Below are 19,843 nucleotides of genomic sequence, written 5' to 3' on the forward strand. Positions count from 1 at the left end.
ATGTGGTTCAGAATCAGCTAATGTGGTTTGATTCTCAGATAAAGTGATTTGAAACGTGATTTCATTCTCACGGAATGTGGTTTGAAAAGGGGCATTTATTGCGCGTCGGAGTGATCATCATTGCGCGTCACTACACCTAAGGGGCAATGGCTGGGTTCCGGTCCGTCTCCGGCGCAGATTGCGCAGGAAAAACAGGCTGCGCTGATGGTTGCGCGACAGGCCGAACGGGCCGCCGAGGCGCAGCGGCAGGCGGAGGAACGAGACCGTAACCGGGTGTTTGCGAAATCGTGCCTGCGGGGCGACGGCTGCAACGACGCCGGTGAGGCGCGGGAGCCGCACACCAACTTTGCGACAATGGGACTGTTCCGGTCAGTACCGGCGGCGAGTCCAGCCACTGACAACGACGTTCCTCAGCACGCGCAGACGGCGAAGAAAAAGCCCGCCGAACCGGCTCCGAAGTCGCGCAGCGCGCTGTATAAGTGGTGGTTTGGCAACCATGAGGAAATGAAATACGTTGCCGCCACGGCTGCTGCGGCCAGTATGGCTCGTGCTCAGGTTGCAACGGCGGGCGCGGAGGTGCTTGAGCTGGTCGGGGGCGCTTTTACGACGTCCGGGACATGGGCGGTGACGGCGGGTCGGGTTGCAGCGGGCGGCATTGGCGCACCGGTTGCAGCGCTTATGGTGGGTATGATGCCGGGGCGTCTGAATGACGGCGAGCAGGATTATATCGACCGTATGAGGGCGGAGCAGATGCGAGAGGTGCCGAGCCGGGTGCGCTTCACCTGGGAAAGTGACGCCAAGGGCAACGCGGTGCCGCGTGGCTGGCATACACCGCCGGGTAAAGACATGGTGCGGCTGCGGCGGATGGAGTGGGACAACAGCCGGAAGGCGTACACGTTTACCACGGAAGAAGAGAAGCCGATCACGATAATCTGGACGCCGGATCACAGCGGCGTGGTGGTGCCATCGAACACGGGGAATCAGGCGCGGCCGGTGCTGCCGAGTTCGGTGATCGTCGATCCGCTGCCGGAGAGTACCGGTATCACGACGACAACCAGCCCGGCGCCGGAAGAGAAGAGCTTCGCGGATTATATTCTGATCCTGCCGATGCCGAATATCCCGCCGATTTATATTTATCTGAGTAAGGCACCGGTAGAGTTTCTGGAAGTCGAGCTGTACAGCGACTTTAAGCGGCGCTCGAGAGAAGGGAAATACGAGGCTGATCATATGCCATCGGCTGCGGCCGTTAAGGCGTATCTCAAGGCTAACTATCCGGGAATGACTCCAGAAGATATCGAGCTTGCTTCTCAGGATGTGGCTGCAATAGTCATTCCAAAAGAAGTTCACCAGAAGGTCAGCGAAACTTATGGTGGACGTAATACACCAGCTCAAATCGACCTTGATTCACGCAATTTACGAGCAGCGGCAGATCGCAATCTGGACGCCATCAAACCGGCATTAAAAGAGCGTGGCGCAACTGAATCCCAGATAGAAGAGGTCAGAGCGAAAATGCATGAACTGAACGGAAAAATGGGGCTGTACTAATGACGGTAAATATTAACGAATTAATTAGCAGTCTAGGAAAGAGTTACCCAGAGCTTATTGATAATGGGCTGATCACATATAAAAGTCCTCCAACAGCTTCTTCAGGTGATCCAGACCTCAGTCTGGACATGGCAAAAGAGGGGCTTTTCCTATCATTTAAGCGAGATGGGCGGGTGTTACAGGCGATTGTCTTAAAAATTCAGAACGATAAAGTCAAAGATTGGGTGTTTCCTAATGACCTACCTGTGCCATTGCAACAAAAAATGTCCCGCCAATGGGTGCATGAACATGTAGGGGAGCCACTGAGAAGTATCCCACCTCAAGTAATTATGAGGCGAGCCTTTGGCTGGACTGATCTGTATGAGGCTAGGGGACGTTCTATCCCTACCAGTATGCAAATCAGCTATGACGTCACTGATAATGTGAGGTCTGTCACGTTTATGCCTACGGCAGAATTACGCTGGTGATCCCTGTTTCTGGGGGGGGGAATAATTTATTCAAATTCATAGGGGGCAAATGCTTAGTCGGGTGAAAACTCACGTTAGGCAAAAAAAAACGTCTGAAATAGCACGGGAGTAAATCCGATTGCGATGGCTTGGCCTGTTTAAAAACAGGCTTTCCGTACAATAATTTACGATATCCAAACTGACCCCAAAAGTTATCCCCAATTTCCGGGGGTAATTTTTGTATGGGTAGCTGATACTAAGCAAGTTGTTGAAATGGATATTTATTTATGTATTTTTAGTAAGCCTTTTATTTACTAAAATTGTTTATAAGTGCTCACAGATATATTATGAACTTAATCTTAACCTCACTTAGGAATCACTATGGCCAGGAAACAGACCCGAAGCATGACGCAGGATGAATGGGATCTGATTTTTCCCGCAATGCAGGGGTTTACCCATTTGTCTACTGAGATCGGCTATTCCGTGCTGGTTAAAGGAGAAAGCAACAAAGAAGTAGCAGAGAGAGTTGGCCGGACCAAACAGAACGTTGGTTCAACTGTTAAACGTATCTGGGACCTTTGCCAGTCCGTCACCGTAGAATCAGAAGGTGAAAAATTACGCAAAGTTGACGTGTGGCTCCCTGAAAATATGGCTATTAATGTGCTGAAAGAAGCGGAAAAGTACAGCATCAATCAGCGCAAATAGTTGTAGTAAAATGGTTAAGTAATGTATAGTAATCTTTTTATTTACTTATATTGACTTTTGCTTTTTGTTTTGTGATAATTTCGTTGCTGTAAGTTACTTCTATAACTGTTTTCATCTGATTTAAAAGGATTATTCAATGAATAAATTGTTATTAGTTTTTAGCGCAGCACTAGCTATCAGTGGATGTGGTGAAAAAATTTACGACGCTGCCTATTACCAGGCTAATCATGAAAAAGCTGAGGGAATAGTAAAAAAATGCCAGTCCGGTGAGGAGTCAGGTCAAAACTGTACAAATGCAAGAGAGGGTTTGGACAAATATAAGGCCCAAGCTTTCGAAAATTATATGCTTGGAAAAACCAAAGAGTTACCCAAATGATTTTTAGAGGTAATGCGGAGTATTACAGTTTAGTGACTGGGTGGCAGGTCTGATTAAAATACAATCAAGTAAATTGTATGGAGATGAATTGATACTCCTAATTCTATCTATTTATCATTCTGTGAGTTCGTTCACTGTGGATGTAGTCTCAGATGAAGGGGGTAAACAAAAGGTAAGGATTTAGCAGATTATTAGTGGATAGTTTTGTTTAAATTATAAAAATAAGATTTAAATCTTACTTTTAAAAAATTCATAACTTGTATTAAAGTTCAGTTGATCTACTCCGATACTGTATATAAGTACAGGTATTGAAGGGGTGACGACTTGGGCTATTTTCGAACACATATTTAATGTCGCTGTACAACCGGACTGGTCCTCCAGATGTACAGCTAACCACCACAACCTTCTTCGGAGGCTGCAATGGCTATGCTCAATCCTACAGATATTAGTAAGCTTCGCAACGTGTTAGATGAACTGAGCGATGCACAGGCTACAAACGCTATCTACTTTTCATGGGGCAATACTCAGCAACAGATCGCTGAAATGAGGAAAGTAACACCGGTAAGCGTCAGAAGATCCCTCGAAGAGGCACGTAAAAAATTGTGTCTGAGCAATCTTGATACATTAAGATCTGTCGTGACCACGCGTATTCAGATGGATATATGGCTTGCGTGCTATCCCTCTTCTTCTAAAAAATCTAAATAGCGAGCTGTCAAACCACCCGCAGTCAAGAGAATGATTGCGGGTAAACTCAGTATAAGTCAACTTCTTGTCAATTGTAATAATCAACTGATAATACGTGAAAAAATCTAATTATTATATTCCATTCTTCATGGGTAAATTTAACCCATTCCATTTTTATCAGAATAATCGTATTTTATGTTTTTATAGTTCGAATATCTAGAATGTAGATTTATTCTTTTCATAATGCTCTTAAGTGTAGAGATGGGCGGAGCGTGGTAGGGGTAAAGATATAGACTTAGAATCACTAAATATTTCTTTTGTCAATGGGTTGGTTTAACCCATTACATTTTTATCAGAACAAAGTATTTTATGTTTTCGCATGTCAGATTCGTAAGTTAAATTTTTTATAATGCTCTTAAGTGTAGAGATGGGCGGAGCGTGACAGTAACAAAAATATAAGGTGTAGGAGCTATCTATGGACAGTTCTTTGAATGCTCGCTGGTATGTAATACAAACTAAACCCTATAAGGAAGTATTTGCGAAAGAACAATTAGAAAAGCGGGATGTGAATTGCTATTTACCTGTGATAACTCCATTAACAGAATATGGAAGGAGGAAAAAATCCAGCTTTAGTAGAAAGAGTGAATGTTATGAAGGGGTTCCTTTCTTTCCTCGATATTTTTTTGCAGAATTCGACGTTGAATATATTCATACTACTCGCATTAAGAGTACACCCGGCGTGAGTAATATTGTGAATTTTGGAGGTGTTCCAGCTACGATGACTGGAAGAGAAATTGTTGAGTTGCAGAACCAAATAGAAAGAATAATACCTCATTTGCTAGCGGAAGCCACACCAAAAAAAGGCGAACACGTAGAAATTATCTCCGGCAGCTTCGAAGGCATGCCAGCAATTTTTGAAGCCGGGGATGGTGATAAACGCTCCATATTACTAATGGAACTACTCGGAAACACACTCCGTCATTCGATTGAAAATTGTGATTTTAAATTACTGAAATAATTAATTCATCGTAGATGTTTTTTTACAAAAAGAGGTTAAATATGTTTTATGACTAAGAAGCTTAAAATTCGCGATCTCAATAAGCCTGGGCCCGCCACAATTTATATTGGTCCTGAGCGTTACTTTGTTTTGGATAAATGCGCAAGAGATTTATCCAATAAGAAAAACCTGGATGTAAAAATCAGTCATCTCGTGCAATTTATCATCGATGAATTTTCCGAACGGGCGATCGTCGAGTTTGAAGCAAAGCTAGACCAACAGAAGCTTGGCTGACGGCTGGTTTTTCAATAGTTGTTCTCTTCCTGTCAATTCTTCCACTGAAGTAAAAACTCAATAACAGGAGTATACGCATGCTTGGTTCCGCCGCCGTGCTGGGGCTGGCTATGCGGTGCGCCGCGACTGTGCATCCGGATACCATTAATGATATTGCTCGCACGGAATCTGGATTTAATCAGTATGCAATAGGCGTAGTCGGCCAGAAAAAGGGGATATTCCCCGAAAACCTCAGCGATGCCATTCAACACGTTAACCGCCTTAAATCAGAAGGGAAAAATTATTCAGTCGGTCTGATGCAAATTAATCATTCCAATTTCTCCCGTTACGGCGTCACTGCTACCCAAATGTTTGACCCCTGCACCAATCTCTCTGTTTTCGAAAAAATCATCACTGACTGCTACCTGCGCGGTGGATCCTTAATCAGGGCGCTGAGTTGCTATTACTCCGGCAACTTTATTACCGGACAAAAGCCTGAAAAGGATTTCGCCAGTACCAGCTATGCGCAACGTATTGGCTACAACCCGCCAGCAGGTGGCTACGCAGTGCCGAGTACAAAGGAGGATCAGCAGCAACAAAGTAACCCAGCCGCTGCGCCCGAACCCCTGCCGCCAGCTTTTGAGTCCTGGGACATTCTGCGTGAATACCCAAGGCCCGCAAGCCCGCAGCAGCCCATCCCAGGCGAAAAGAAAGATGAAAAGAAGAGTGACACAACCGGGCAAACCCACACCTCTTAACCTGGAATTCCACAGGAAGTGGACGGGTCATACCCTGACCATGGGCCAGACGGGTGCTGGGAAAACGGTGATGGATAGCTTTAATTTAATGCTTTTAATACGTAATGAATCACCCATTCAAAAAGGAAATAGGTAATGAACCAGTTTAAAAAAGATATTCTCAGAGTGGCTCTCTGGCTGACCCCTCAGCGTTATTTCGGGGCTATGTTGATTCTGATTGCCGCCTTCACGCCTCAGTTGGCCATGGCCGCCTGGTATGACCCGCTGGTCACCGCCATGAAAGACGCGAAAACCGGCTTCATCATTATTCTGGGCGGCATCAGCATACTCTCCATTCTTTACTCCGGGGCCTGTCTGCTGATTGCCCGCGTATTGGGGACGATGGATACCAATATTTTCGATTACGGCAAACAGGCGCTGATCATCGGCATAGTCGGGGGCGCAGTCACCCTGGCGACCTGGTCATATTCCTGGTGGGGAGGCTCTATCTCAATATGAGTGATGAAAACGTCATGCTCGAGTTCGACACGCATAACGGCATGAACCGCGTGGCGATGAAATGGGGGGTGCCTTATCTTCTCCTGATGGTCCTGATTTTCCTCATTCTGGTGAGCCTTGCCGCAGGGATTTACTTTCTGCACTGGTTTGGATTGGTTGTTCCACTCCCCTTCGTGCTGTTGTTGTTCGGCGTGAAAATTCTTTGCGCGATGGACGACAGAGCGCTGCGCCGTTTCCGTTTTGTCATGCGCCGGCGTTCACTCAATCAAACCTATGGCCGTCACCTGCTGTTCACTCCCCGTAATCCTCAATGGAGTAAAAAAAATGCGCGACGCATATTTCAGGAAAACATTCTCTCCGGAGAATAAAAAGCTGCCGTGGCTGGGGTACCACGTCGATCCACACATTTGCACATTGGGGACGTCCCATCTCCTGGCCGTGATGCGTTTCAGAGGGGTGGCACACGATACCCGCGAGCTGTCTCAACTCAACGTGGAGTTTCAGCGACAAAATCGTTGCTTCCAGGCGATGGGCAAGCAGGAAGGCAGTGACCTGATGATTCAGACCTATAACTTCAAAAGTCGGGTAAAACTCGATACGGAGTACCGGTTTGATCTCCCTATCCTGCAAGATTTTGGCGATGTCTATACCGCACCCTTCCGGGAGGGTGAATTCCGGCAGGTGGGGTATGCCATGGCGCTGATTTTGAAACATCAGGATCTGGAAGACGGTATTGCCCGCATGAAGGACCTGTTGCAAATCTGTACCGTCATGCTCGATAAGTTTGGTGTGACCGTGATGGGCATGGCGGAACGTCACGATCAGCTGTATTCAGAAACCGCGCGGTTCTACTCCCTCATTCTCAACGGCACCGATACGGACGTGCTGATTGGTGAAAGCCGTCTGGGCGATGCCATGATCGACAGTGAAACTGCTTTTGGTGCCTATGATTATGTCGAAAACCGGCCATACAGCGGTGAAAGACGTTTCGCCACCACCTACGACCTGTTTGAATACCCGGCGAAAAGCCAGCCGGGCATGTGGGATGAGGTGCTTGATGAACAGTGTGATTTTTGTTTGACGCAGACGTTCCATTTTGCTGAACGGAACAAAATAAAAACAAAAATCACCATGCAGCGGGTGGACCTGGCGAATACCGAGGGAGAATCCGAACAGACCGACAGTCTGGAAGACGCCATTCAGGCGGTGACGCAGGGCAGTTTGGTTATGGGGCTTTACCATGCAAGCCTGGTAGTCTTTGGCGAAACGCCTGACAAAGCACTCACCCGTGGCTCCCGCCTTCAGTCGTTACTCAGTGCACGCGGCGCGGTATTTAAACGTTCTACCAGTACCAACATCAACACCTGGCTTACGCAGCTGCCGGCGTACAGTGATGTGATTTACCGCTCACCCCGCTCGACGGAAAACCTTGCGTGCGGGTTTTCTCTCCATGTTACACCCGGCGGTAAGGCAACCGGCAACCCCATCGGTGACGGCTCCGCGCTGCTGCCAGTGAGCACTGTAAATGGTGGACTCTACTTCAAGAATTTCCATGACAGCCCGCTGGGTAAAAACAGTATTGGCGAGATGTTACCCGGTCACTCCATTTATATGGCCATGACGGGGGCGGGTAAAACGACCGCTGAGGCCGCCGACCTGGCATTCCTGAGCCGCTTCAATCCCCTGATATTGGCTATCGACTATAACCACGCCATGGAAAACATGTTGCGTGCCCTGAATACCAGTTATTTCACTGTCAGACCGGGTGAGTTTACCGGTATTCAGCCGTTTCAGTGGCCTGATTCAGAAGGCCTGCGTCAGAAGCTGCTGGACTTGGTGACAACCTGTGTGGGGGACGTAGACAGTGAAGAAGAGCATCAAATCATGGAGGGGATCGGTGCGGTGATGACGCATCGTGATGCAGATAAACGCAGCTTGTCGCTCCTTTACCAGTTTATCCCTGAAACCGGGGGTAACGGCCTCAAATCCCGGTTGGCCCGCTGGTGTCGCAGGGTGCCAGGACGCAGCGGTGCGGGTGTCTATGCTTGGGTGCTCGATTCGCCTAAAAACCAGCTTGATCCGGAAAATTATCGCCGCCTCGCTTTCGACTGTACCGATTTGCTCCAGGAAGAATATGTCAGCAGCCACGGCGAAGTGATGGTGGTACTGATAAGCACCTTCTTTTACATGAAGCGCGTCATGCATGCCCGTGAGCCGGGGGCTCTGCTGGTGAATCAGATATCCGAGTTCTGGGCCTGCCTGATGTTTGATAAGACAGAGAAGGCGCTGAGGGAAATTCTTAGCGCGGGCCGTATGCGCGGTGAATTTCTGCTGGGCGATACACAGAACCCCGAGCAGGTGCTGAAAACGCCTTCCGGGCCGGCATTTATCCAGCAGGTGGTGACCACCGTCTGGATGGCGAACGAAAACGCCGACCGGGATAATTATGCGAAATTTGGCGTCACCGGCAGGCAGTTCGACCGGGTGCGTGAACTGGGCAAGCTCAGCTATGAAATGATGATTAAGCAGGGAGGTGAAGGGGTTATGGTGAAGTTCGGACTTTCCGGGCCCTGTGAATACTTCCTGCCGCTGTTGTCAGCCACCATGAGAAATCTCGCCGTCGCAGAACAAATACGCCATCACCTTAACACCAATGACCCCCACGAGTGGGTGCGCCCGTTTCTGGATGAGATGGTGGCCGTCCGGGTACGGCAAAAAATGCAGACCGAAGACCCGGCGATATGGCATCCGGTATTTGTGGACGCCATGAAAAGCTACGGTCGCACGGTCTATCCCCTGATTCTGCAAAAGGATTACAGCCATGAAGCGTAAATCACTGATAGCTATTTCTCTGTGCCTGTCTATGTCAGGCGCATTCAATTTTCCGGTGATGGCTGTAGGGATACCGACCATCAGTATCACCGAAATTACGCAGATGATTATGAACGCACAGCAGCAGGCACAGCAGGCGCTGGACCAGCTAAATGCTGCGAAAAGTGCTATCGAACAGGCCAAAAGTCAGTATGAGCAGTTCAGGAGCGTGACGGAGGGCAACGATAAGCTGGGTAACTTCCTGAGTAACCCGCTGGTTAACCATCTTCTTCCCGTCAGTGACTGGCAGGATATTTATACGCAGACTAAAGACCTTTCCTCACTGCGCAGTCGCTACGGCCTGACCAGCAGTAACGCCAGTGTACAGGCGGCGTTCGATAAGTTGTTGTCGCAGGCGGGGGTATTGGAAGACCAGTACGCCGCGACACAAACCCGCGTACAGACGGCAGAAGGCTTACGCACGCAGCTCAATACCGTGGTGACGCCGAAAGACCGGGAACAATTGGCTTTACGTTACCAGCAGGAATTGGTTGAGCAGCAGAATCAGAAAGCGCAGTTGGATAACACCCGCTATCTGATGGAGGAAAAGGACAAGATTGAAGATAAGAAACGTGCTCAGGCTTTTCAAGATTATATGGAAGGAAAGACGAAAACCTTACCTAGCTACGACTAACACAAAACTCTCTCGTAGAGGAATAAGTTATGGATGTTCAAGTAGCACAACCATTATTTGACGCCATCAACACCGCCACGCAAACCCAGCTGGGTAATGTCACTTTAGTTATGTCGGTAATGGGCATTGTTATCGGTGGTGGATGGATGATTTATATTCTCATGAAAGCCATTACCTGGCATTTCATGGCGATGGGGCAAATTGTTGAGGACATCGTCATGACAATGATTAAAGGTGCTTTAATCATGTTCATGGCTTTCAGCGTGGCATGGTATACCTCGACGGTGGTTCCCGTAGTAACGGACTTCCCTGTTTGGTTAGGAAATACTATATCGGGTGCGTCAGGTGTAAATAATAATCTTGTGGATGCCCTTATTTCCAGTTATATCACATCAATAACTGAGACAATAAAGGCGATGGATTTTAGTCCTATATCTAATTTTAAAGAAACTTTTTTTGGTGTGCTTTCAATAGTGTTTCTTCTTTTAGGTGGTATTCCGTTTCTTGGTGTTGCGATAGGGACACTTATTACATTGAAATGCGCTTCAAGTTTAATTTTAGTTGTTGGACCAATATTTATTGCGATAGGTTTATTTCCTAAAACACAACAATATTTTTGGGGGTGGTTAGGTGTGCTGGGTGGTTTCGCTCTGGCTCAGGCATTATTTGCGGTGGTCATAGGTATGGAGATGGCATTTATTAATACGAGTATTGTTAAAGGAGGGAAGATAGATACCGATTTAGTTACATGCTTTAGCATGCTCCTATATTTCGGCGCATTTACTCTGCTTGCCACTGAAATACCCAATTATGCCGCCGCAATTATGGGAGGGACACCCACGACATCTACCGGTGCTGGAGGCATTATCGGCAGGGGAACAGGCCTGGGCGCAGCAACAAAAATGGGCATGAAAATGGGCAAGGCATTAATGAAGCGCAGAGGTAACCGTATTAAGTAATTCCCGTATTACGTATTCTTATCTGCCTCTCACATTTCCCGACATATTTACGCAGGAATACACCATGAATATAAGAATCGCACTGTGTGCGGTGCTTTGTGCTGCTTTTTTTCTGGCGGCATGCAGTGCGCCGGTAAAACGCACGCAGCCATCGGGAAGCTGGGTCGATGCTAATAACCCTGCTTCCTATGCCGTGAAAGGAGGCAACTGATGTTCAGTAAAAAGATAAAGAAGGCCAATGATAAGGAACGCCAGATTCATTACGGTGACGGGCCGCTCGCCGGAAAAGAGCGGGAAGTCAACCTGCTGGTTAAGGCTTATACGGACATGGCCAGGCTTTTTGAAAAACGCTTTGTGGACGATCTGCTAAGTAAGGTGCGTTTCTGGCGAAGAAGTTCTTTTATTGGCTGGTCAATGGCAGTGGTTGCGATCATCGCGGTAATGGGACTCACCCCGCTTAAAACCGTAGTGCCCTTTATCCTGCAAACCGACAGTGCGAGCGGGGCGGCTAACGTCATCAAACCCACTTTCGCAGACGGTGATTCGCTGGGCGTGAAGCAGGATAAGCATTTCATCATGGCCTGGGTGCTGGCTCATGAGTCCTATAACTGGGCCACGCAGCCCGCCAATTACGCCTTTATCCAGCTGACCTCCTCCGACAGCGTGTTTGCGTCCTACAAAAACTTCCAGCTATCGCAGAAAGGCTTTGTGGCCACGCTGGGGCAAAACCAGCAGGTTCACACCGATATCGACTGGATCACCCCCATGGCGTCCAGCAAAGAACCTAAGCTGACGCAGGGGAAAGACAGCCGGACGTATCAGGTGAGCTTCAAACAGACGCTGCTCATGGCGGATAACCAGCCGGTACCGGAGAGTAAGCCGCTGTACTGGGTAGGCATCATCAGTCTTAACAACGAGAATCCGCCGAAAACGGAAGGGGATGAGTGGAGTAATCCGGCGGGCTATCTGGTCCTTGACTGGCAGCCAACCCAGGCCAGCGGTAACGGAGGTGGGGAATGAAACGAAAATGGACCTTGTTGACCGCCTGTCTGGTTCTGGGGCTGTGCCCGCTGGCTCAGGCCGAAGTGGCCGGGCGCGGTGGTCAGCTTGACCACCGCGTGCAGGTGGCCACCTACAGTGCCGACAATGTGTTCCGTATTTACACGATGAAGGACCGTATTTCCGCTATTCAGCTGGGGGCCGGGGAAACTATCAATATGGACACCGGCGCCATGGTGGTCGGCAAACCCGGCGATGCCAATAACCATGAATGGATTATCGGGGCGAACAAGGCCGGCACGATGATCCTGATTAAGCCCAGCGAATACGCGACCAGCCCGGAAACCAACGTGTTCATCAGTACCAACCTGCGCACCTATCTGATTGAACTCAAGCTGACCGATAAGGCGGCGCTCATGACCTATCTGCTGCGCTTTGACTACCCGCAGCCGCCGAAACCGGCTGAAACGCCGTTCAAAGGGCGGGAACTGAATGTGGATCCGTGCCAGGGCACTACCAACGTCAATCGCCGGTACCGAAAACGCGGAGATATGACGCTGTCACCGTCTGAAGTCTGGGATAACGGCACCTTTACCTGCATGCGCTTCCCGACCAATGCACCGCGACCGGCCATCTATCAGGTTCTTCCGGACGGAACGGAAACGCTCATTAACTCGCATGCGGTCAATGACATTGAGGTGATCCACGCCGTCAGTAAGGCTTTCCGGCTGCGCATGAATAACCTGGTGCTTGAGCTGCGCACCGACGCCAATAATACCGGCTGGTATAACTATTCGGGCACCACCAACGGCCAAATCCTGGAGGTCAGAAAAGATGGAAGCCAGTGACGAAAACAAGATAACAGGTGACGTGACTCCCGGTGCGCCCACCAATCCTGCACCGGCGAATGGCACAACGGGCGGGCAGGGGGACTTTTCGCTCAAACCCGCCGGCCGGAAAAAAAAGCTGAACACGCTGGTGATCGTGATTGTGCTCGGTGGCTTGGTTCTTGCTGTGCTGCTGATTGGCCTGCTGGTAACTGCGGTGCTTCGCCATCCGGACGGTGAAACTGTGGTGGATGAAACGAAGGTGAAGTCTGCTCCGCTGCTTCAGGGGCAGAGAACGAAAGACAGTGGCCTGAAAGAGGTGATGGACCAGGCCAGAGAAGAAAAAAGAAAGGATGAAGCGGCGCAGGCTTCGGGTAGAAACGCCAAGCCAAGCCCGTCGCAGACAGAAAATTCCTCCACACCAAGCAGCACGGGCACCACCAGTGTTGCCGTGACACCCACTTCAGCGAACGTCGATACATCACAGCAGCCGGTTCAGCATGAGGAAACCATGTTTACGCCGATCAGCCGGTTTGACTCCTCCGGCATGAGCAACGGAAGTAACAGCAGTGGCGGTGGGGGCGTGACCACAACGGCGGCAAGCGGCAATGACCAGGAGGAGAAACTCCGGGCGTTCATTAACGCAGACCCTAACGAGATGGCGCGTAACCTGGCTAACGGATCGGGTGGTACAGGTGGCGGCGCGGGGGGCCTCACCGGTAGCGGCGGCGGGACTTTGCTGGATAACCTCAACGGCACCCAGTATGCCACCACGCAGGCGCGGCGGGCCCCACCGGGTAAGTTCAGGCTGAAAAAATACACGTCCTTCCAGTGCACGCTCATTACCGGTATCAAAACGGACTATCCGGGTTTCACCAAATGCACCCTGACTATGCCGCTTTACTCAGCGGATGGCAGCGTCATTCTGGCACGTGCCGGCGCAGAGCTGCGCGGTGAACAGAAGGTTGAAGTTCGCACCGGGCAATCGAGCGTGTTCACCTCCTGGACGGAGCTGGAAACGCCAACGGCGGGCAACGGGCCTTCCGTGTTAACGCAACTTAACGGGTTAGGCACCGATGCCATGGGGCGAAGCGGTACGGATGCGGAAATTGATAACCACTGGGGGCAGAAAGTCGGCGGTGCCCTGATGTTATCCCTGTTTAAGGACACGACCAGCAATTTCGCGAAGCGGGCGAGTGGCAGCTCCGGCGACAACAACTACGGCAATACGGAGAGCACGACCGAAGATATGGCCTCCAAAGTGCTCGATGCGAATATCAATATTGCGCCAACCGGCTACGTCAAACCGGGTACGGTCATCAACGTGATCGTCGCTCAGGATATCGATTTTTCATCGGTCTATACCACCCGCGGCTGATCCTCTAATTGGGATTAACAAGCAGAACCCACATCCGGCCAGCAGCTGACGGGCCGGTTTCTGTCAGGAGTGACATTGTCATGCATATCTATTCTTTAAACCGGCTGCGCCTTGCAGCCCGGCGTATTCCGTATGCGCCCTTACCTTCAGCATCGTTCCGCTTCCTCGCCAGGACAGACTCGCCGGCGCAAAACGCCCGCTCCCTAATCCTGGTCTGCGGTGAGCGTTGCGGACAAAAGCACACCATTAATGCGAGGAATGTCTGGGGGCCGGATGCGCAGGCGTTTATCGCTCAGCTCAATAGCGGACATATCGGCTCAATATGCAGTCTGCATGCATGTGGCGCACCTGAAGCGTATGCGCGTGTGCTCCGATTAAGAGGGCCGCAGCGATGAACAGCCATAAAGTGGCGGCACTGCACCTGAAACCCTCCCGCCGTCTCGTCACCGCCGGGGTGCTCTTTCTGGTCGCTCTGGCGGTGAGCCTGTTTCGTCCCGCGCCGCCCGTTACCGACGACGGTGTCTTGGGCTGGCACGGCGAGGTAAAGCGAATTTTCACGGACGGCAGTAGCCCGGTGATATCCCCGGAGGTCGAACTGACACTTTCAGCGTCGGGTGCGTTGACCGTCACCACTCCTGGAAATGTGCATGAAACTTACCGGCTCGACGGCATGTCGCTCAGCCGGGCGGACTTTTTCCAGCGGCTGCGGGATGAAAAAATCGTATGCCTGACCCTTCAGCCCGGCGGAACGGGTCCGGTACTTAAGGATATTCGGGTGACAGACCCTGTTGCCCGTATTGTTCCGGTGACCGGCAGTGCCTGCTCAGCCAGTTTGCGTGATTTCAGGCAGTCAGAACCCGGACAGGAGAACCAACATGCAGGATAACCGTTCAATTCTTGAGGTCGATGAGCTGGCAGAGGATGAGCTCGTGCGCGGCCTGCTGGATACGTCAGGCGTGACCGAAAGGTTGGCACGTCCGGACGTGACGGAAGTGGCCATCAACCGCCCGGGCGAAATCTGGACAGAAACGCGCGAAAAAGGCTGGGTGCGGGAGGATGCGCCCTGGCTCACGCTGGAAAAGTGCAAGTATCTGGTGAATACCCTGGCGGTTTCTAACTTTCGCCAACTGACCATCACCTCACCCATTAAAACCGTGGAGCTGCCTGACGGCGAACGCGCCCAGTTGGTGATACCTCCGGCCTGTGAGCGTAACACGGTTTCCATGACGTTTCGTAAACCCTCGCTGGAGCGTTTTACGCTGGAAGACTATGCCGCCAGCGGGCGTTTTGATAAGGCTAACCGCCAGGCACACCGTCAGACGGTGCTGGCCGACTGGCAACGCGAGCTGAAACAGCTTATCCGTGACCGGCGGTTTACGGATTTTTTCAGAATGGCCGTGGCACGCCGGCTTAATATCATCATCTTCGGGGGCACCGGCTCCGGTAAGACCACGTTTGCCAAAGCGGTAGTGGATGTTTATCCCTGCGAATGCCGGCTTCTGACCATTGAAGAACTCAATGAGCTGAAGCTTCCGCTGCACCTTAACCATGTGCACCTGCTTTACGGTGATTATGTCACGCCGAAAGAGCTGGTGGCCTGCTGTATGCGAATGAAGGGCGATCATATCTTCCTGGCCGAGCTGACCGGCGATGAAGCCTGGGACTTTATGGAAGTGCTCAACACCGGCCATCCCGGCACTATCACCACGGCACACGCCAACAGTAGCGCGGAGGGCTATGCGCGAATTACCGGCCTTATCAAACAGTCACGGGTGGGTGCGGGTCTCGATATCGAGTACATCGAGCGCCGCGTGCGTACCTCATTCGATGTGGTGATGTACATGGAAGGCACTGAAATCCTGGATGTCACCTACGAGCCGGAAATCAAGCTGGCCCTGTTAAACGGGGCGTCGCTTGAAATGGCACTGAACATGGCGCGGGAGGCCGCATGAAACGCAACCTGACAATCTGTCTGATTATCCTGGTGATGATGGCCGTGATGTTTATTTTCGGTCTGTATGCGGGCGGCTGGTTCTGGCTCAGTGTGACCGGGTATCAAAACCTCTCCCCCACGCTGATGACACTTATCAATCAGGGGGGGATCCACTCCCTGAACGATAAGGCAAAAGAAATGCTGCCGTGGGCGTGGTGTATTCCTCTGGCACTGGGGTTTCTGCCCGCCGGGTTAGGGCTGTTTATCTGGCTGGGGTTAAGCAGTAAACACCGCAGCCTTCACGGGGATGCACGCTTTGCCACGCGTCACGAAATTCGCAAAGTCTGGTATACGGAGAGCGAAAAATGAGCCTGCATAAGAAAAAAGATAAAGACGTGCCGCCTGGCTGGGCCTGGGTTGGCGATAAGTTGCTCCAGCAGGAAATTGTGGAATTTCCTGCGCTGCTCCTGGGGAAAGACCCCTATTCAGACCACTTTATCGCGGCCTATGGTCAATCCTACCTTATGCTGGCTGCACCGCCGGCCAGTGGTAAAGACGTGGGGATCGTGACGCCCAATTTGCTGCAATATCCACACAGCATTGTGTCGAACGATATCAAATTTGAAAGCTTTCACGATACGGCAGGATTCAGGGCGGCATGCGGGCAGAAGGTTTACCGCTTTTCGCCTGGTCTGCTTGAAACGCATCATTGGAACCCGTTTCGGATTATTAACACTGACTCACTTTACCGGTTGGGCGAACTGCGCTCGATGGCGGCTTCTCTGTATATCCCCGATAACGAGAAAAACGCCTCATGGTTCCAGAATGCCTCCAGTATCTTCGTGGCGTTGGCGCTTTTCCTCATTGAATCAGAGGGCGAATATCCGCTTTCACTGCCACAAATGTACGAAATCGTTTCACTGGGTACGCAGTTGGGAAGCTGGGTGCAAAAGCAAATTGATGAACGTAATGGTCAGGGGCGTCCGCTGTCCGATGAAACGGTGCGTGAGCTGAATGCTGTGATTTCAGCCACGAAAGCCAAAGAATTTGCCACCCTGCTGGATTTTATCACGCGCCCACTGAAGGTTTATGGCGAAAAAACCGTGGCCCTGGCCGTGACCGACAGTGACAACTCGGTGGATAACATCGATTTCAGCCGGCTGAGGGAAGAGCCGACCACTATTTATTTTTGCGTAACGGAACCTGAGCTGACGAAGTTTGCACCGTTGATGAACCTGTTCTATTCACAGGCCATCCGGGCCAACAGTAAGGTGCTGCCCAAGCATGGCGGCCACTGCGAAGACGGGTCTTTGCGTTTCAAGTACCAGGTGCTGTTCATGATGAATGAATTCGCCATCATGAAGCGCATGGAAGTGATGGAAACTGCACCGGCGCTGACGCGCGGTAACGGCCTGCGATACGCCATTTTCTTCCAGAATGAAAATCAGGTCTGTGCCAGCGACTGTTACGGCAAAGAGGGCGGCAAGGCCCTGATGGGAACGTTTCAAAATGAAGTGGTCTTCGCGCCGGGCGATATCAATGTGGCGACGGAATACAGCAAGCGGCTGGGAAACCGAACCGTCCGGGTGCCTTCGGATAACACCAATATCTCTGAGGGGCAGCGCCGGTCAAAAGGCCGCAACTGGTCGTTGCAGCCACGCGCGCTGATGTTACCGCAGGAAATTGACGAACTGCCCTACGATGATGAACTGATTTTCATGGCGGCGACCAATAAGACGCCGGGCATGAAAATCCGCGCCAAAAAGATTAAGTGGTACGAGGAGAAAATCTTTCAGGAGCGCGTTAATCGCGAGCGCTATCCGTTGCCCCCTGTACCTGTCGGCAATGTGGATCGTCTTAAAGGGCTGGTCAAATCGGTGATACAACCTAACAAAGGCGTCAAGCTCGCAACACCGCAGGGTGATGATATCCGCCATGAAGACGCCCGCCGTGTTAGAGCTGATGTGCCAGAACTTAATCGCAGCAATCCCAAATGAATTTCAGCAGATATTCACCACTGAAAGAGATTGGAGAGGTAACCACATAATGAAAATAAAGCCGATCAGTCACCGCCGTTTAGCTGAACTGCGAACCAATGCAGATCGCATGGTTGAAATGAAGAGTCCGGTTGCTGATAACGTTTTTTGGTCTGATTTCCAATCCGCTATCGTCGAATTACAGGATTTTCGTGCGGTACAACGGGTCATTATCCCTGAAGATTTACATCCAGACACGGCAAAACTCGTCATTGATTTTGCTTCTGCGCTGGCGGATAAGCTGCATAAAGCGGAAATAAAATATGGGTATTCCGATAAATGGAAAAATAAATACTGGCAGGACGGCTGCTTAAAAGCCTTTCACGAACACCTCACAAAAGGCGACCCGCGTGATGTGGCCAACTACTGCATGTTCATGTGGTATCACGACTGGTCTACAACGCCTTTGCCGGAATAAGACTTATCGCACAGGTCAATGATTTAGAGATGCTGCCTCAGAAAGTAAGAAATTGATGTTCACATCCACGCCCCATTAATACCCCTTCTAAGGATATCCAAATGAAAACAACCGCATTTGCGGTGGTCATGCTGTGCCTGACTGCCTGCACAACGCTGCCCGCTAAGGCGGATGAAGCCTGCAACATGACCCTGTGTATGTGGGGAAAAGTCTCCGGCTCAGACAGTGACGGATGCCAGAGTGAGATAAAGAAGTTTTTTAAAAAACAGGTCACGAGTAAAGGCTCATTTCTGCCCGACCACACCGCCGATGCCCGTAAATCCATGCTGCAAAAAGAATGCCCGGCCACGATGGCGCCGGCGCAATTCATTAACGACATCATCAGCAAATTTGGGCGTCTGAAGGGCTGAGTGCAATTTCAACAGACAGGCTAATCAGGGAAGACCTGACAAGGGGAATATTATGACACTCGGCAAAAGGAAAAAAATGTGCATCAAACGGATCCTTATTTCCGGGCTGGTTGTCCACTCACTGGTGGGGTGTAGTACAGCACCCGGTGAGCTGACTCAGCCCAAGGGGGACTGGGTTGATTTTGACCCTGCCCCCGCTCAGCTCGTGTTGACTAACACCGCAGGCAGTAAAAAAGGGGACGTGGTTCCCAACCACCGGGATGCAGTAAGCATCACCCCAGACGCAGGAATGCCTCAGATATCCAGACAGGCAACCGCATCAGATAAAGAAGGTTTTGTCACCGTCAGCGGGAAGCGCGTCCCCCTTTATAGGGCGCTGCGCACCATCGTGCCTGCATCATGGGAAGTACAACTCTCGCCGGACGTTGCCCAGACCTTCAGAGGCACGCTGTCGTGGGAAGGTAACGATCAATGGACTTATGTTCTCAGGAAGGCACTCAGCACGGCACAGCTGACGCCGGTAATCAGTGAACAGAAAAAGACGGTCTTGGTTAAATTTGCTACGCCAATAACAGTGAAAACCCCGGTGGCTACACCTCTCACGCCAGTCACAAACCGTGCTGCTCCGGATGTGAAAACGGTACCTCCGAAGAAATTATTCAGTGGTGTTGTCCTCACGCCGCCAGTTGTCCCGGTCATTGTACCGCCGTTTAAGGCGGACACCATGAACAAGCGACTGTTGCTACCCGCGTTACCTGTGAAGCCCGTCCTGCCTGTCAGGCCCGTATTACCGGTTAAACCTGCCGTCAGAGTCTGGACCATGGCAAAAGGCAGTACGCTCCGACAGGGCTATGAACAGTGGGCGATGGCTGAGCGGTGTTCCGGGCCGAACGGCAAATGGAGCGTCCGGTGGGACAGCGTAACGGATTACCCGATTGACTACCCACTGAGCTTTACCGCATCAGATTTTGAGGCCGTAACCGCCCAGCTCTTTAACCTCTATCGTCATGCACAGGTTCCTCTCTTAGTGAGTGGTTACCGCCAACAATGCCTGATAGTCATCAGCGACGGGAAATAAATATGCTCAATAAAAATA

At 50.8% G+C, this 19,843-nt stretch carries 24 protein-coding genes; all 24 read left to right on the forward strand.

Features of this window, described 5'->3' with window-relative positions; translation table 11 throughout:
- Positions 1–120: 120 nt before the first annotated feature.
- The 24 genes from J8X26_RS12605 to J8X26_RS12720 all read left to right on the forward strand — a co-directional run bounded on the left by J8X26_RS12605 (position 121) and on the right by J8X26_RS12720 (position 19,825).
- Positions 121–1,545: an S-type pyocin domain-containing protein gene (locus J8X26_RS12605; protein ID WP_244370537.1), complete on the forward strand. Its 1,425-nt coding sequence runs from the start codon at positions 121–123 to the stop codon at positions 1,543–1,545.
- Positions 1,545–2,012, forward strand: a complete 468-nt coding sequence (locus J8X26_RS12610) for a DUF6392 family protein (RefSeq protein ID WP_208951024.1) — start codon at positions 1,545–1,547, stop codon at positions 2,010–2,012. Before J8X26_RS12605 ends, J8X26_RS12610 begins: the two co-directional genes overlap by 1 nt.
- Before the next feature lie 360 nt (positions 2,013–2,372).
- Positions 2,373–2,696, forward strand: coding sequence for a TrfB-related DNA-binding protein (locus J8X26_RS12615; RefSeq protein ID WP_208951025.1), 324 nt, complete (start codon positions 2,373–2,375; stop codon positions 2,694–2,696).
- 136 nt (positions 2,697–2,832) lie between these two features.
- Positions 2,833–3,072, forward strand: coding sequence for an EexN family lipoprotein (locus J8X26_RS12620; protein WP_208951026.1), 240 nt, complete (start codon positions 2,833–2,835; stop codon positions 3,070–3,072).
- A gap of 420 nt (positions 3,073–3,492) precedes the next feature.
- Positions 3,493–3,777, forward strand: a complete 285-nt coding sequence (locus J8X26_RS12625; protein ID WP_208951027.1) for a sigma-70 family RNA polymerase sigma factor — start codon at positions 3,493–3,495, stop codon at positions 3,775–3,777.
- 454 nt (positions 3,778–4,231) lie between these two features.
- Complete coding sequence (rfaH, locus tag J8X26_RS12630) at positions 4,232–4,774, forward strand: transcription/translation regulatory transformer protein RfaH (RefSeq protein ID WP_208951028.1); 543 nt, start codon at positions 4,232–4,234, stop codon at positions 4,772–4,774.
- 48 nt (positions 4,775–4,822) lie between these two features.
- A complete protein-coding gene (locus J8X26_RS12635) occupies positions 4,823–5,047 on the forward strand; it encodes a hypothetical protein (RefSeq protein WP_208951029.1) in 225 nt (74 codons plus the stop codon).
- Positions 5,048–5,124: 77 nt separating this feature from the next.
- A complete protein-coding gene (locus tag J8X26_RS12640) occupies positions 5,125–5,784 on the forward strand; it encodes a lytic transglycosylase domain-containing protein (protein WP_208951030.1) in 660 nt (219 codons plus the stop codon).
- Between the two features lie 135 nt (positions 5,785–5,919).
- Entirely contained in the window at positions 5,920–6,282 is a 363-nt protein-coding gene (locus J8X26_RS12645; RefSeq protein ID WP_208951031.1) for a hypothetical protein, read from the forward strand.
- Positions 6,279–6,650 (forward strand): VirB3 family type IV secretion system protein, encoded by a 372-nt coding sequence (locus J8X26_RS12650; RefSeq protein WP_208951032.1) that lies wholly within the window; start codon positions 6,279–6,281, stop codon positions 6,648–6,650. The genes J8X26_RS12645 and J8X26_RS12650 overlap by 4 nt, the downstream gene beginning before the upstream one ends.
- A complete protein-coding gene (locus J8X26_RS12655; RefSeq protein WP_208951033.1) occupies positions 6,607–9,114 on the forward strand; it encodes a VirB4 family type IV secretion system protein in 2,508 nt (835 codons plus the stop codon). The genes J8X26_RS12650 and J8X26_RS12655 overlap by 44 nt, the downstream gene beginning before the upstream one ends.
- Complete coding sequence (locus J8X26_RS12660; protein ID WP_208951034.1) at positions 9,104–9,787, forward strand: type IV secretion system protein; 684 nt, start codon at positions 9,104–9,106, stop codon at positions 9,785–9,787. Before J8X26_RS12655 ends, J8X26_RS12660 begins: the two co-directional genes overlap by 11 nt.
- A gap of 29 nt (positions 9,788–9,816) precedes the next feature.
- Positions 9,817–10,746: a type IV secretion system protein gene (locus tag J8X26_RS12665; RefSeq protein WP_208951035.1), complete on the forward strand. Its 930-nt coding sequence runs from the start codon at positions 9,817–9,819 to the stop codon at positions 10,744–10,746.
- A gap of 64 nt (positions 10,747–10,810) precedes the next feature.
- A complete protein-coding gene (locus J8X26_RS12670) occupies positions 10,811–10,957 on the forward strand; it encodes a hypothetical protein (RefSeq protein ID WP_208951036.1) in 147 nt (48 codons plus the stop codon).
- Positions 10,957–11,766, forward strand: coding sequence for a type IV secretion system protein (locus J8X26_RS12675; RefSeq protein WP_208951037.1), 810 nt, complete (start codon positions 10,957–10,959; stop codon positions 11,764–11,766). Before J8X26_RS12670 ends, J8X26_RS12675 begins: the two co-directional genes overlap by 1 nt.
- On the forward strand, positions 11,763–12,593 hold the full coding sequence (locus J8X26_RS12680) for a TrbG/VirB9 family P-type conjugative transfer protein (RefSeq protein WP_208951038.1): 831 nt from the start codon (positions 11,763–11,765) through the stop codon (positions 12,591–12,593). Before J8X26_RS12675 ends, J8X26_RS12680 begins: the two co-directional genes overlap by 4 nt.
- Positions 12,580–13,950, forward strand: coding sequence for a TrbI/VirB10 family protein (locus tag J8X26_RS12685; protein WP_208951039.1), 1,371 nt, complete (start codon positions 12,580–12,582; stop codon positions 13,948–13,950). The genes J8X26_RS12680 and J8X26_RS12685 overlap by 14 nt, the downstream gene beginning before the upstream one ends.
- 391 nt (positions 13,951–14,341) lie before the next feature.
- Positions 14,342–14,836, forward strand: coding sequence for a hypothetical protein (locus J8X26_RS12690; RefSeq protein WP_208951040.1), 495 nt, complete (start codon positions 14,342–14,344; stop codon positions 14,834–14,836).
- Positions 14,826–15,902 (forward strand): P-type DNA transfer ATPase VirB11, encoded by a 1,077-nt coding sequence (gene virB11 / locus J8X26_RS12695; RefSeq protein WP_208951041.1) that lies wholly within the window; start codon positions 14,826–14,828, stop codon positions 15,900–15,902. The genes J8X26_RS12690 and virB11 overlap by 11 nt, the downstream gene beginning before the upstream one ends.
- Entirely contained in the window at positions 15,899–16,252 is a 354-nt protein-coding gene (locus J8X26_RS12700; RefSeq protein ID WP_244370539.1) for a hypothetical protein, read from the forward strand. Before virB11 ends, J8X26_RS12700 begins: the two co-directional genes overlap by 4 nt.
- Positions 16,249–17,880 (forward strand): type IV secretory system conjugative DNA transfer family protein, encoded by a 1,632-nt coding sequence (locus J8X26_RS12705; protein WP_208951042.1) that lies wholly within the window; start codon positions 16,249–16,251, stop codon positions 17,878–17,880. Before J8X26_RS12700 ends, J8X26_RS12705 begins: the two co-directional genes overlap by 4 nt.
- Positions 17,819–18,337: a hypothetical protein gene (locus J8X26_RS12710; protein WP_208951043.1), complete on the forward strand. Its 519-nt coding sequence runs from the start codon at positions 17,819–17,821 to the stop codon at positions 18,335–18,337. The genes J8X26_RS12705 and J8X26_RS12710 overlap by 62 nt, the downstream gene beginning before the upstream one ends.
- 101 nt (positions 18,338–18,438) lie before the next feature.
- Positions 18,439–18,747, forward strand: a complete 309-nt coding sequence (locus J8X26_RS12715; protein WP_244370541.1) for a killer protein — start codon at positions 18,439–18,441, stop codon at positions 18,745–18,747.
- A gap of 52 nt (positions 18,748–18,799) precedes the next feature.
- Positions 18,800–19,825: a TcpQ domain-containing protein gene (locus tag J8X26_RS12720; RefSeq protein ID WP_208951044.1), complete on the forward strand. Its 1,026-nt coding sequence runs from the start codon at positions 18,800–18,802 to the stop codon at positions 19,823–19,825.
- Positions 19,826–19,843 lie beyond the last annotated feature (18 nt).

The organism is Rahnella sp. ChDrAdgB13 (assembly GCF_017655185.1).
Classification (GTDB): Bacteria; Pseudomonadota; Gammaproteobacteria; order Enterobacterales; family Enterobacteriaceae; genus Rahnella; species Rahnella contaminans.